General features: G+C 54.7%; 12 protein-coding genes. 7 read left to right on the top strand and 5 right to left on the bottom strand.

What is annotated here, in order from left to right:
* Both IB237_RS13465 and IB237_RS13470 read left to right on the top strand, forming a co-directional pair.
* On the top strand, positions 1 to 1,812 hold the full coding sequence (locus IB237_RS13465) for a TRAP transporter large permease subunit (protein WP_192489173.1): 1,812 nt from the start codon (positions 1 to 3) through the stop codon (positions 1,810 to 1,812).
* A 13-nt stretch (positions 1,813 to 1,825) separates the two neighbouring features.
* The gene (locus IB237_RS13470) at positions 1,826 to 2,824 is read left to right on the top strand and encodes a TRAP transporter substrate-binding protein (RefSeq protein WP_192489174.1); all 999 of its coding nucleotides are present in this window, start codon (positions 1,826 to 1,828) and stop codon (positions 2,822 to 2,824) included.
* 97 nt (positions 2,825 to 2,921) lie between these two features.
* Here IB237_RS13470 and IB237_RS13475 read toward each other — a convergent pair whose 3' ends face one another.
* Positions 2,922 to 3,866: an asparaginase gene (locus IB237_RS13475; protein WP_192489175.1), complete on the bottom strand. Its 945-nt coding sequence runs from the start codon at positions 3,864 to 3,866 to the stop codon at positions 2,922 to 2,924.
* Positions 3,863 to 5,341, bottom strand: coding sequence for an amino acid permease (locus IB237_RS13480; protein WP_192489176.1), 1,479 nt, complete (start codon positions 5,339 to 5,341; stop codon positions 3,863 to 3,865). Before IB237_RS13480 ends, IB237_RS13475 begins: the two co-directional genes overlap by 4 nt.
* A 274-nt stretch (positions 5,342 to 5,615) precedes the next feature.
* Between IB237_RS13480 and IB237_RS13485 the strand changes: the two genes are divergently transcribed.
* Positions 5,616 to 7,043 (top strand): aspartate ammonia-lyase, encoded by a 1,428-nt coding sequence (locus tag IB237_RS13485; protein ID WP_192489177.1) that lies wholly within the window; start codon positions 5,616 to 5,618, stop codon positions 7,041 to 7,043.
* Here IB237_RS13485 and IB237_RS13490 read toward each other — a convergent pair.
* Positions 7,012 to 7,728 carry a FadR/GntR family transcriptional regulator gene (locus IB237_RS13490; RefSeq protein WP_192489178.1) on the bottom strand — a complete coding sequence of 239 codons (717 nt, stop codon included), beginning with the start codon at positions 7,726 to 7,728 and terminating at the stop codon, positions 7,012 to 7,014. The genes IB237_RS13485 and IB237_RS13490 overlap by 32 nt on opposite strands.
* Before the next feature lie 328 nt (positions 7,729 to 8,056).
* Between IB237_RS13490 and IB237_RS13495 the strand changes: the two genes are divergently transcribed.
* From IB237_RS13495 to IB237_RS13510, 4 genes are all read left to right on the top strand, one after another.
* Complete coding sequence (locus tag IB237_RS13495) at positions 8,057 to 9,676, top strand: phosphoethanolamine transferase (RefSeq protein ID WP_192489179.1); 1,620 nt, start codon at positions 8,057 to 8,059, stop codon at positions 9,674 to 9,676.
* Positions 9,673 to 10,056: a diacylglycerol kinase gene (locus IB237_RS13500; protein WP_192489180.1), complete on the top strand. Its 384-nt coding sequence runs from the start codon at positions 9,673 to 9,675 to the stop codon at positions 10,054 to 10,056. Before IB237_RS13495 ends, IB237_RS13500 begins: the two co-directional genes overlap by 4 nt.
* Before the next feature lie 94 nt (positions 10,057 to 10,150).
* Positions 10,151 to 10,804 (top strand): response regulator, encoded by a 654-nt coding sequence (locus IB237_RS13505; RefSeq protein ID WP_192489437.1) that lies wholly within the window; start codon positions 10,151 to 10,153, stop codon positions 10,802 to 10,804.
* A gap of 19 nt (positions 10,805 to 10,823) precedes the next feature.
* Complete coding sequence (locus IB237_RS13510) at positions 10,824 to 12,134, top strand: HAMP domain-containing sensor histidine kinase (protein ID WP_246787893.1); 1,311 nt, start codon at positions 10,824 to 10,826, stop codon at positions 12,132 to 12,134.
* A 21-nt stretch (positions 12,135 to 12,155) separates the two neighbouring features.
* Here the strand turns inward: IB237_RS13510 and IB237_RS13515 are convergent, their stop codons facing one another.
* Entirely contained in the window at positions 12,156 to 13,073 is a 918-nt protein-coding gene (locus tag IB237_RS13515) for a sugar kinase (protein ID WP_192489181.1), read from the bottom strand.
* Complete coding sequence (locus IB237_RS13520) at positions 13,070 to 14,125, bottom strand: ABC transporter ATP-binding protein (RefSeq protein ID WP_192489182.1); 1,056 nt, start codon at positions 14,123 to 14,125, stop codon at positions 13,070 to 13,072. The genes IB237_RS13515 and IB237_RS13520 overlap by 4 nt, the downstream gene beginning before the upstream one ends.
* Positions 14,126 to 14,133 lie beyond the last annotated feature (8 nt).

Genomic DNA, 14,133 nt, shown 5'->3' on the forward strand with positions numbered 1-14,133 from the left:
ATGGTCTGGCGAGACGATAACATCAGGTGTGTTGCGCAGCGTCTCAGCGACGCCATAGAAGCAATGCTCGGCGCACTTGCTGTTATCGTCCTTGCCATCATGCTGGTCACTGTTCTTGCCACTGCCGGCATGCGCTATTTTTTCCATACCGGCATTGTCGGCGTCGAAGATCTTGGCATCTGGCTGCATATCGCCCTCATCGCGCTTGCTGCACCGCTCAGTGTCACTGGCGCATTGGCAATGCGTTTTGATGTGCTGGTCCGCGTGTTGCCCGAAAGAGGGCGTGCACTGACACGTATCGCGGCTGATAGCATCAGTGTCATGGCAGCGCTTGTCCTGACCTTTGGCGCTGTCAACATAAGCACGATGCTTGGCGGCTACTCACCGACGCTTGGCCTACCGGAATGGATTCGTTTCGGCTTTATCGGCATCGGCGGCGCATTGTTGTTGATCATAATGTCGCTTCGCTGGCTGGCAGCCGGGCAATGGCGGACAGGCCTTGCTGCGCTACTTTTCGGAACTCTCCTCTACAGCGCCGTTCAGCTGGTCTTTATCGACACGCCATTTCCCGCCAGCCTCTATCTGGCACTCATCGCAGGGGCAGGTTTATTGCTGGCGGCGCCGCTTGCCCATGCATTTCTCGTTGCTGCCTATCTGGCCATTTCGTTTGGCAGTTCCCTGCCGGAACAGGCTATTGTTTCGACAACGGTCACGGGCATGTCGAAATTTCTACTGTTGGCCATTCCATTTTTTCTGCTGACCGGCGGCTTGCTTGGTGTATCAGGCGCCGCACAAAGACTGGTGCATGTTGCCCAGACACTGGTGGGTCACAAACGAGCCGGTCTGGCACAAACCGTATTGTTGACCAGCGTCCTTTTCTCGGGCGCGTCAGGTTCTTCGGTCGCCAACGCGGCGTTTGGAGCATCGACCTTCCAGCGGGAGCTTTTGCGGCACGGATATCCACCTGCACAGGCAGGCGCCATTATCGCCGCAACCTCCGTGCTGGATAACGTCATCCCGCCATCGATCGCGTTTCTTATTCTAGCCGCTGCAACAAACCTCTCGATAGGCTCCTTGCTGGTCGGAGGCTTTTTTGCGGGCGGCGTCATGGCATGCTGTCTGGCAATCGCCATTCATCTGACCGTACGCGAAAAAAACAAGCGCCTCCCTGCCCCGGCAAAAGAACGTCGGCAGGCAGCATTTGCAGCCATTCCGGCCTTTGGCCTGGGTGTTATTGTCGTCGCCGGCATTCGCTTTGGCATTGTCACCACAACGGAAGCCTCCGCTCTCGCTGCGGCCTATACCTTTGCCCTCGCATTTTTTGCCAGGAAAGGTGGCAAAGCGCTTTATGGTGTGTTTCGCCAAGCCGCAACCGAGGCGGCTGCCATTGGGCTACTGATCGGGACAGCCGCACCATTTGCATTCCTGCTCGCAACCGATGGCGTGGCCGGCCACGTCATGGATTTTGTAGCCATGCTTGGCGGCAGTGCCTTTGCCGTGCTGCTCCTGGCCAATCTCGTACTGCTTGCAGCCGGTCTGGTGCTAGACATTGGCGCAGCCATTCTGCTGTTTGGTCCCATCCTCCTGCCTGCTGCGGTCGCGGCTGGCATTGATCCCATTCATTTCGGCGTCATTCTGGTTGTGAACCTGATGATCCACGGGCTGACGCCGCCCATCGGCATGTTGATTTTTGTGGTGAGCGGCGTGACGAAAGTGCCTGCGTCCTCCCTGTTTCGCGCCGTTCTCCCCTATCTGACCGCGCTTTTGGTCTCCCTCACCATTCTTTGCGCCTGCGCGCTTGTTTTCCGCTGAAAGGATACTTTCCGTGCATAGATTTTCTCGCCGCATGTTTTTGAAAAGCCTTGGCATCGCAACAGCCACGCTGCCTCTACCCGTCCTGATGAGACCGGCCTTCGCCCGTACCCAGACAATAACCGTCGCATCGCTGTTGGGAGAGGACAAACCGGAAACCAGGATTTGGCGCCAGATCGCAAAACAGGTGGAAACGCGCCTGCCGGGCCGCTTCCGTTTTAACATCGTTGCAAATGGCGCATTGGGCGGCGAAAAGGAAGTCGCTGAAAGCATGCGGCTTGGTTCCGTGCAGGCCAGCCTCTCCACGGTCTCAGCCCTCTCGGGTTGGGTACCGCAGTTGCAGCTTCTCGACCTGCCCTTCCTGTTTCGCGATGCGGAGCATCTCAGACGTGTCGTCAACAGCGATATCGGCCAAAGCCTGAAGGGAGAACTGCTGCAGCAGCAATTTGTGGTTGGCGGGTTTATCGATTACGGCGCACGCCATCTTCTGACAAAAGAACCGGCCCGCACACCGCAGGATATAGCAGGCAAGAAAATCCGAGTTATTCAAGGCCCGCTGCACACAAAACTCTGGAGCTCTTTTGGCGCGGTACCGGTCGGCATCCCTATCACCGAAACCTACAATGCACTGGCATCTGGCGTGGCTGACGCTATGGATTTGACGAAATCCGCCTATGCCGGTTTCAAACTTTACGAGGTCGTGCCCTGCATGACACAGACCGGACATATACGCGCATCCGGTGTCGTGTATTTCTCCAGCATGTTCTGGAGCGGACTGTCGGATGAGGAAAAGACCGTTTTGTCGGAGGAGACAGCTGCTGGCTCCGACTACTTCAACCAGCTGATCGTTGAAGATGAAACAGCGTCAATGAAGGTAGCCTCATCCTTGGGCGGACAGGTTTTTGAGCCAGAAGCACTCGATCAATGGCGGGGCGGTGCCACTGCCGTGTGGCGTGACTTTGCCGATGTGGTTGGCGGCATGGCACGTATTGATGCAGCGGAAGCTGCCTGACGAAAATGGTTTAGCGGATCGCGCTATTCAATTGATCAAAAAGAAAAAGCGGCCAAAGGCCGCATTTTCGGGCAGTGCCGAAAGCTATTGCAGGCCGTTACAGATCACCGAAATAATTGGCGATCACCTCTGCGGTCACACCATTGGCAACCAGAACGGCAAGTAGAACTCTTGCCTGACCGGGCCGTAGTGTTTTGGAATGCACGGCCCCCGCTGCCCCCATGTCATAACCGCCACCGCCACCACCGTAGCCAGGCACCAGTAGACCGGTCGGAACGCGGCTGGAAACGACGACAGGAATACCAGTGTCGCTGCAGCGTTTGACGGCCTGGACCACATCCGGGTTGGCGTTACCAGAGCCCAGCGCAGCCAGCACAATACCGTCGACACCAGCAATGAGACTGGCATCGAGATGTGTAGCATGACAGCCCGGGTAAATTGCAGCGATATCAACGCGGATATTGCTGACAGGTTTTTCAAAGGTGTCCAGCGTTGGACAGATATCAGGCCGCGCAAGTCGGAACGCATCGGCTTCGTCAGCGGAGTATTTGTATAAACCCCATGCTGACAACACACTGCCGCCAAAGCCCAAGAGAACACCGTGCTTTGCATTGGCAGGGTCAACAGCCAGAGCAATCGCCGCCGCCAGATTGGCCGGACCATCGGTGTCAGGATGGTCTGCGGTAAACTGCGCACCGGTCAAGATAACCGGCTTGTTCAGTTTGTGCTGAAGATGCACCAGAAGAGCAGTCTCCTCCATGGCGTCCGTACCATGGAGAATGACAACACCAGCGATGTCAGGGTCAAGCAGTTGCCTACCAACCTCATCACTGATGTCTTGCATGTCGGCGAGTGTCAGGCTGGACGAATCTTTCGCCATCAGCTCGACCGGCTTTAACCTTGCCTGCATGTCCGGCAGAACAGACAACAGGTTTTCGCCCGTGAGGGACGGCTTGCTCGATCCGTCCTCACTTTTTTTGCTTGCAATCGTACCACCAGTGGCGATTACCGCCACCAGCGGAAGAACGTTTTGCGACTTCACAGCAGGCCCCGCTTGCTTGGAACGTCAGATTGATTGTGCTCGTTAGCGATTTGCTGGATTCGATCACGAAGCAGATACCACCCTATGACAAGCGCCGGAGCGATTATCAAGATGGAAGCAATTGTCCATGTTCCCGCCGGGTAGTCAAAGGCCATGAGAACAAGCACGCTGAACAGGAAGATAAGCGTGAGAATACCTGTGTATGGCGCGCCAAACATGCGGAAGTCAGGGCGGGTCAACTGGCCACGACGAGAAAGCTGCCACAGCTTCAGCTGGCAAAGAATGATAACACCCCATGCACAGATAATGCCGAGGGCCGAAAGATTAAGCGCGATTTCAAATGCTGCAGCAGGAACAATCGCATTCAAAATGACGCCGATCACAGTCACAACAGCCGTCACTGCAATGCCGCCATAGGGCACGCCTGCCTTGTTCATCTTGGCAAGTGCCGCAGGTGCGGAACCGGAAATTGCCATGGAGTGCAAAATACGACCGGTGGAATAAAGGCCCGCATTCAGCGAAGACAGCACCGCCGTCAGAACAACGAGGTTCATGATGACATCAGCGCCTTCAATGCCAATAGCACCGAAGAATGTCACGAACGGGCTCTCACCCGCCTTATAGGCGCTGTACGGCAACAGCAGTGAAAGCAGTAGTACTGAGCCGACATAAAACACCAGAAGGCGGATAACCACAGTGCGGATTGCGCGTGGCATGACCTTGCGCGGATCTTCCGTTTCACCAGCAGTCGTGCCAATGAGCTCAATCGATGCATAGGCAAAGACGACACCTTGAATAATCACAAATGCTGGCAATATCCCGTTGGGGAAGAAGCCGCCATTCTGCGTTATCAAACTGAAACCGACAGTGTGGCCTTCAATCGGCGTTCCAAAGATGACGAAATAGACGCCAACCACCAGAAATGTCGCCAGCGCCAACACCTTGATAAGGCTGAACCAGAATTCCAGCTCACCAAACACCTTTACTGAAAGAAGGTTCATGGCAAGAACGATGATCAGGGCACTTAGCGCGAAGACCCACTGGTCGATGCCAGCAAGCCACGGAACATATTGCTTGAAAAAGTTCATGTAGAGCGCAACGGCCGTAACGTCCGCCACCGATGTCATGGCCCAGTTCAGCCAATACATCCAGCCAACGGCAAAGGCCATTTTCTCGCCGTAGAACTCGCGTGCGTAAGACACGAAGGAACCGGAACTTGGCCGGTACATGATAAGCTCACCCAGTGCGCGCAGCACTAGAAATGCGAAGAAACCGCAAAGCGCATAGACGAATACCAGCGCCGGTCCGGCCATGGCCAACCGCCCACCAGCGCCAAGGAAGAGCCCGGTGCCGATGGCGCCACCGATTGCGATCATCTGGATTTGACGCGGTTTCAGCGCCTTATGGTATCCGAGGTCTTCCTCGGCAAAGACCGCTCGGTCATCGGATGTTTTCTGAAGATTTTCGACTGACATAGCTCCTCCCTCTGAGCCCTGTGTGCAATGGATCGTGATTTACACTTTCGAGTGCGAATGCGGTGTCGCCTTGCCGTCCGTGGGAGGCTGCGCTGGACCGTATTTCAATTGGCATGCTGTAATGCTGTATGACAGATATTTTTCTCATATTCGCAGCATGGGCCCGACGTCAAGCCGGATTCTGTTCAGTTGACCTTTGCAACGGACCGGAATACACAAATCACGATCTGTCTTACAGCTATACAGATTAGGTCACGATCCATAGGAGGACAATGTGGTCACGACGCGTACGGAGCACGATTTGCTCGGTCCAAAAGAAATTCCAACAGATGTTTATTGGGGTGTACACACGGCACGCGCCGTAGAAAATTTCCAGATAACCGGAACACCTATCGGTCATTACCCTTACCTCATTCGTGGCCTTGCCTACGTAAAGGAGGCTGCGGCACTGGCCAATCACGAGCTTGGTCTGCTGGATCAGGAACGACTGGAAGCGATTGTCAAAGCCTGCCGTGAAATTCGTGATGGCGCATTGCACGACCAGTTTGTCGTTGATGCAATACAGGGCGGCGCTGGCACTTCAACCAATATGAATGCCAATGAGGTGATTGCCAACCGCGCCCTTGAACTGCTGAATCATGAAAAAGGTGACTACAGACGCCTTCACCCGAATGATCACGTCAATCTCAGTCAGTCGACCAATGACGCCTATCCAACGGCAATCAATGTCGGCCTAATCGAAGCAATTGATGCCCTTTCTCATTCCATGGGCGTGCTGCAGAAGGCATTTGAGAAAAAATCCGTTGAATTCCATAGCATTTTGAAGGTCGGCCGCACGCAGTTGCAGGATGCGGTCCCGATGACACTCGGCCAGGAATTCCGTACTTTTGCAGTGATGCTTGGTGAAGACAGAGCCAGATTGATTGAATCGGCCGCACTCCTGCATGAAATCAATCTTGGCGCCACGGCTATCGGCACTGGCCTCAATGCGCCCGCTGGTTATGCTGCCCGCGCCTGCGAACATCTTTCGCAATTGACCGGTCGTCCGCTTGTCACGGCAGCCGACCTGATCGAGGCAACGCAGGATCCTGGCGCTTTTGTCCACCTGTCCGGCGTTCTCAAGCGGATCGCCGTCAAACTGTCCAAGACCTGCAACGATCTAAGACTATTGTCTTCCGGTCCGCGTGCCGGCATCGGAGAGATCACCCTGCCCGCGGTTCAGGCAGGATCAAGCATCATGCCGGGCAAGGTCAATCCGGTCATTCCGGAAGTCGTCAATCAGGTGGCGTTTACGGTCATCGGCAACGACATCACGATCACGATGGCAGCGGAAGGCGGACAATTGCAGCTGAACGCATTTGAGCCTGTCATTGTGCGGTCGCTCTCCGACAGCATCAGTCACCTGAGTGCCGCCTGCCTGACACTGGCAGAACGGTGCGTTGAGGGCATCGTCGCCAATCCGGCGATCATGGCCTTGCGTCTGGAAGAGTCTATCGGACTTGCAACAGCACTCAACCCGCTGATCGGCTATTATGCGGCAACGCAGATTGCGCGCGAGGCGCTCAGCACGGGACGCAACGTCCCTGAAATCGTACTCGACCGCGGGTACCTGACCGCTGAACAGTTGCTGGAAGCACTGAAGCCGGAACGGCTTGCCAACTTGCAGGATCCTATGACTGCCGGGAGCGATCCGCAGCCATAATGCTGGTCACAACCTGCTTGACCTGACCAAGATGCGCCTCCATCGCCTTGATCGCGTCCTGCTCATTGCCCGCCTGGATTGTTTCAGCAATCCGGCGGTGTTCAATGTTGGACGCTTCGCGGCGATGGGCCATCATGTTCAGCAATTCTGACTGCTGGGAAATAGCGCCCCGCGCATCAGTCACAATCTTCGCAAACACCGCATTCCCGGACGATTCGGCAATCAACGTATGAAATTCGGAGTCCAGCAGCACCCATTTATGGGGATCTGTCTGCCGATCCATAGCGTCGCACAGATGCAGCAAAGCCGTAGCCTGCTCATCAGACCGGCGCAGTGCCGCCCATCCAGCAGCAGGAACCTCGATAAAGGGGCGTGCCTCAATCAGATCTCGTGCAGAATAACTGCCGTAACTCAGTTCGGTGCTGGGTGTAGATGTGAGAATGAAGGTACCGCTGCCCGTACGTGTTTGCGTTAGTCCCAGCGTTTGCAGCGAGCGCAAAGCTTCACGCACAATCGGCCTGCTAACCCCGTAACGAACCGCAAGGCTGCTTTCGGATGGCAACCGAGCACCAACCGACAGACGTCCAGACGTTATTGCAGAACGAATATCTTCGAACACCGATTCAGCGGCGTTCTTCCGACTGATCGGACTTGCATCAGATAACCAATCAGCCAGTTCACTCATAGTTGCAACCTTCACAAACATCCGGGCTTTGTCAAGAAGCCACACCCGAAGGCAGCAGATCTGTTAGCCAGATATCGAACTACAACATCACAACCAAAAGCGGAATTGATTTCTGTAAGTTACGCGATTTTCGACGCGACTGGCACACTCAACCATTGCCATTCAGGTTCGTGTCAGAAAAGCCGGACATCTAGCCATCAGAGCCGGTTGCAAATGCACATCCCCACGACCTTCAAAATCTGAAGGAGAGTATTGCCCGGTTTATGATCAAAACGAAAATACGGGTGGCAAATTGGCGTTTCTCACAGCGAAAACCGACAGGATCGAAATGTTTCGTCCTGTTATTGGCAGCGGAACCTTAAGTGCGCTGGGCGCACTTTATCTGCTGTTTTTCCTCAACAGAACGTTCTGGAGCAAGATACACATCTATCTTTCGCCCTACCCGGTTGCGATTACTGCACTTTACGTCGCGATGAGTGCATTGTTCATCGCAATGATCACGATCTTTTCGGTCAAATATCTGATCAAGCCGTTTCTGGCATCGCTGATCGTTGTTGCCGCATCAGCATCCTGGTTCATTGATCGCTTTAGCGTCATCGTGGACAGCGACATGGTGCGCAACGTGTTTGAAACGACACCTGCGGAAGCCGGTAACTTGCTGACATGGGGTTTCGTGTTCTACATGGCAATGTTTGCCGGATTGCCGATACTTTTTCTTGCCCTGGTGCGCGTCCGGCACCGGTCATTTCCGCAGAAACTGATGCGCAACACCGCGACAGTCCTGGGCTGCGTGGCAGTTGTTGGTTTCATCGGTTTTGCAAACTCGAAAACATTCACGACCGCCATACGCCAGCACCGGGACATTGTGAAAAGCATCAATCCGCTCACACCGATTTCAAGTACCGTGCATTACCTGACGCAGGCCGGACATGAAGCAAAAATCATTGCAGAGCCAATCGGCCTCGATGCCAAGGTCATGGCATCGGCCGGTGGTGTCAGAAAGCCTCGAGTGACCGTCATCGTTGCCGGTGAAACCGCCAGAGCAGCAAACTTCTCGCTGAATGGTTATGCCCGCGACACCAATCCCGAACTTGCCAAGCGCGATATTGTTTACTTCCCGAACACTTCCAGCTGCGGTACGGCAACCGCAACATCGATCCCTTGCATGTTCTCGAAATTCACACGCGCGGAATATACCCATGCCAAGGGTCTCGCCAATGAGAACGTGATGGATGTTCTGTCCCATGCAGGTATCAGCGCCACATGGTGGGACAATAATACCGGCAGCAAGGCTGTGGCCGATCGTATCGATTTCACCGATCTCGCTGACACAAATGACCCTCGTTTCTGCACTGGAGGCGAATGTAAGGACGAGATTTTCATGGAGCGGCTCGACAAGTGGCTCGACTCCATCACCAAGGACAGCGTTGTCGTCCTGCACCAGATGGGCAGCCATGGCCCCACCTATTACCTGCGTTATCCGCCGGAATTCAAGAAGTTCACACCTGACTGCGAAACCGCGGAGCTTGCCAATTGCACGGACGCGCAGATCGTCAATTCCTATGACAACTCCCTTCTCTACACCGACCATTTTCTGGCAACGATCATCGACAAGCTGAAAGCCCACTCTGACAAACTGGCAACGGGCATGATCTATGCGTCGGACCATGGCGAGTCATTGGGTGAAAACGGGCTTTACCTCCATGGCACGCCGTATCTTCTGGCGCCTGACCAGCAGACCCACGTCCCCTTCCTCGTCTGGTTCGATAATGATTTTGCCAGATCCATGGGTTTGGACCGGGCCTGCATGGCAAAGGAAGCAACGGCTGGTGTTCACTCCCACGACAACTTTTTCCATAGCATCCTGAGCATGATGAATGTTCAGACCTCAGTCTACGATCCGAAACTGGATATCTTCAACCGTTGCCGGAGCAACCAGGTCTCATGAGTGTAATGCCAGACTATACAAAACTGACTGGCATCACGCATTTGCTGGCCGGCACACGGTATTCCGCAGCGGGTGCCAAACGAGCGTGGAAGGAAGCCGCAGTCCGCCATGAAGTGTTTGCCTTCGGGCTCTTGATGGCCGCTTATCTCGCGCTTGGCGTTAGCCTGACGATCCTATGCGCAGCCATCATCCTGTTTCTGGCGCTTGTCTCGGCTGAGGCACTGAATACGGCAGTCGAAGAGATCATCGACCGTATTTCCCCGGAGATATCGACGACGGGCCGCCATGCTAAAGACCTTGGTTCTTTTGCGGTTTTTTGCCTGCTGACGGCTAATGCAGTGCTGTTTTTATATGCTCTCGTCACCCACTTGTTTTTATGACAAGTACGCTTGTTCCGATCTCGAACGAGAGGCATGGCTTGACGCCTTGACCTCTTACAGAATACGCAATGACAAATCGCTTTATGGGGTTGTCTTGCGGGTCCTTCTGGTTGAAGACGATTATGTGCTTGGAGAGGCGTTGCGTGATCACGTAGCAGCCGCAGGCCATGCTGTGGATTGGTTCAAGAACCTGGCAGATTCAATCGCAGCAACGCAGACAGTCAATTATGGGCTGGTGCTCCTGGATTTGCGCCTTCCCGATGGTGAAGGGCTTACACTGCTCAAGACCCTGCGCTCCGCCCATGATTCAACACCCGTCATCATTCTGACCGCCCATGATCAGGTCTCCGACCGAATTGAAGGCTTGAATGCCGGTGCGGATGATTACCTTGTCAAACCTTTCAATCTTGGCGAGTTGACGGCGCGTATGCTGGCAGTCTCACGTCGGTACGAAGGCAGGTCGGTCTCGGTTGTTACCCTGCCGGATATCGAGATCAATCAGGCGGTACGCAGCATTGATGTCCACGGCAAGCCCGTGTCATTGAGCGCACGTGAATGGGCGGTTCTGGACAAATTGATCGAGCGTCCCGGCGCACTTGTTTCCAAGACCCAGCTCAGCGAAACCTTGTACGAATTCGGCGCTGAAATCGAGAGCAATACGGTTGAAGTCTACATCAGCCGTCTGCGAAAAAAAATCGGGCATGGCCGCATCGAGACCGTGCGCGGCATTGGCTACACAATCCGTTGAGGCAACAATGAACGCCAAAATGAGCATGACACGCAAGCTCGTTTACGCCGTAACCGCTGTGGTTGCGGTGGCATGGCTGCTTGCCTCCAGCCTTGGCATCATGGTGATGCAGGACGAGTTTGCAGAGATATTCGACAGCGCCGTTGAAGAAACGGCTGAGCGCTTGTTGCCGCTTGTCGTGAATGACATCCAGGAAGGTGGCGTATCGTCCGCGCAACTCGACTTAACGCAGCGAGCCGCTGGCAAGGAGTATTTGACCTATCAGGCGCGTGACCGGCTTGGACATGTTCTTGTTCATTCGCATGACAGTTCGACCGAGCCCTTTGATGTGCCGCTCGTTGCGGGTTTTGCAGACACGTCTACACAGCGCATCTATACCGCCGTATCCCCTGACGGTGCGATTTTCCTGCAGGTGGCAGATGCTTTTGCCAATCGCCGCGAAGCTATTGTTGAAGCAAGCGTGGCGTTGTTCCTGCCGCTTATCATTCTGATCCCTGCCAGCATCGCTGCGGTTATCTTTGTGGTTCGTCGCACCTTGTACCCGATCCAAGAACTGCGGGACGATATCGGACGCAAAGACAGCGGCAATATGGTGCCTGTTGATGCAAGCCCCCTGCCGGCCGAGTTACATCCGATCGCCCGTTCAGTGAACCTGTTGCTTGAACGTCTGCGGTTATCCCTCGAAGCGGAAAGGGAATTTACCTCCAACAGTGCCCATGAATTGCGCACGCCGATTGCGGGCGCGCTTGCCCAGGCACAGCGTCTGAAAGCAGAAGTGCCGACAGAGTTTTCACCACGCATCGACCAGATTGAACAGTCACTGTCACACCTTGGTCGTCTGGCAGAAAAGCTTCTCCAGATGTCGCGCGCCGATGCCGGCATCGGTATTTCCGATACGCTGACAGACCTCGTGCCGGTGATAAAAATCGTCGTTGGTGACCTCGAGAGAATGTCAATTGGTGACGGTCGGATCAATCTTCACCTTGGCAAAGACGTACAACTTGAACGCCACATCAATCCGGATGCCTTCGGCATTGTCATTCGCAACCTGCTGGAAAATGCCTTGGTGCACAGCCCGCAAGACAGCATGGTGGAAATTTCTGTCGAAAACGGCAATCGCCTGCGTGTTGCCAACGAATGCGAACTGATCACCCCAGAAGATTTCGCCGGTTTGACGGCGCGCTTCACCCGTGGACCAACCAAGGCCTCCGGTTCTGGTCTTGGCCTGGCGATCGTTAGCAATCTCGTCGAGAAGATGAACGCTAAACTCACCCTCTCCTCGCCCGCATCAGGAAAAAAAGATGGCTTTGAAGCCATTTTGACCTTCTAGCCAAATAACTGGCAAGAGACGTTACAGACGTTCCAGAGCATCGTGCGCTTGCGCTCTGGTCGGCATGCCACGACGGCCACCAAACACTTCGCATTTCAGCGCAGCTGTGACAGAGGCAAGTCGCATCGTGTCGCGCAGTGGCAAACCTTCGGCGATGGCCAATGCAAAGGCACCATGGAAAGCATCGCCAGCAGCCAGGGTATCAACCGCCTTGATAGTCAAGGTCGCCTGATGCTGGACTGTGCTTGAGGCGTTTTCCAGCCAGAAACAGCCTTTTGAGCCGGCCGTAATGCACAAAAGTGTATCCGGCAACTTTTTCCGCAAGGCCAGCAACATGTCGATGGCATCATCCAGACCAGTCAAACTTGTCGCGGCGGGCTCGGAAAACACGATGTGGCTGGCAGCCGGCGCCAGTCGCTCCAATACCTCGACGGGTGCAACGTCTCCATCCAGAATGGCAGGAATACCAACGCGCCTTGCGGCCTGCAACACCGCAAGCGCAAGCTTCGGCCAGCGAACATCCACCAGCACGGCATCAAATCCGGCGATCTCGGCATCATCAAAGGCCTTTGCCGTATCATGTAAGCGATGGTCGTAAAATGGTACGATCAGTCGTTCACCAAGATCATCGACCAGAATGGTCGATAGTGCTGAACGGGCACCCTCCGCAATCGTCATGCCGGACATGTCGATACCGTCGTCACCGAGATCACGCAAAATCCGGACACCAGTTTCGTCATTGCCAACCGCACCCCAGAGGCTGGCACACCCGCCCAATCGCACGATGGCATAAGCAGCACTGGCTGCCATGCCCTCGGCAATCTCCAGCATGTCATAAGGCAATAATTTGCCTTCGCCCTTTGGCAGGTCATGAACACGGAAGATCGTGTCGAGGACGGATGCCCCGACACACAGAATACGCTTTGTCACGTTGCTCAAATACGCTTGCCAGTTTCTTTGTCGAACAGGTGAATATGATCCGTATCTACAGAAATGCCGACCGTGCTGCCAAATTGAATATTGAGACGTTCTCGGAACAGGCAGGCAATTTCATCACCGTTGCAATTCAGCTTGGCATAGATTTCAGAGCCAGTGCCTTCAACCAGTGTGACCGTGCCTTCAATGTTACCGGCAGCAGCCCTGATGTGTTCGGGACGAATGCCGTAAACCAAGTCGCGGCCATGAGCCGAGGCAGCCACGTCCTTCGGCAGTGGCAAGGTCAATCCGTTTTTCGTCCGGAAAATACCTTCCTCGATACGACCATCGATGAAATTCATCGATGGTGAACCGATGAAGCCTGCCACAAAGATATTGGCCGGGCGGTCATAGAGTTCCAGCGGCGCGCCAACCTGTTCGATGTAACCATCATGCAGAACCACGATCTTGTCGGCCATAGTCATGGCTTCAACCTGGTCATGCGTCACATAAATGGTTGTCGTACCAATGCGCTGATGCATCGCCTTGATTTCACCGCGCATCTGCACGCGCAATTTCGCATCAAGGTTGGAAAGCGGTTCATCGAACAGGAACACCTTGGGATCGCGCACAATGGCACGTCCCATCGCGACGCGTTGGCGCTGGCCGCCAGACAGTTGGCGCGGGTATCTTTCCAGCAATGCGTCGAGGCCAAGAATGGTCGCTGCCCGATGGACCTTTTCCTTGATTTCCGCAGGGCTTGCTTTTTTCAGCTTCAGTGCGAAGCCCATATTTTCGGCCACAGTCATATGCGGATAGAGCGCGTAATTCTGGAACACCATGGCGATATCACGATCGCGCGCCGGCAGATGCGAAACCTCACGAGAACCGATGTGGATTTCGCCGTCGCTCAATTCTTCAAGTCCGGCAATCATGCGCAGAAGTGTAGATTTTCCGCAGCCCGATGGGCCAACGAGGACAACAAAATCTCCATCCGTGATGTCAACGCTGATGCCGTGAATGACCTTGACGGCGCCATAGTGTTTCTGGACGTTTTGAATACTGACGGGTGCCATATGTGTAT

The sequence above is a fragment of the Agrobacterium sp. AGB01 genome (genome assembly GCF_014851585.1).
Classification (GTDB): Bacteria; Pseudomonadota; Alphaproteobacteria; order Rhizobiales; family Rhizobiaceae; genus Agrobacterium.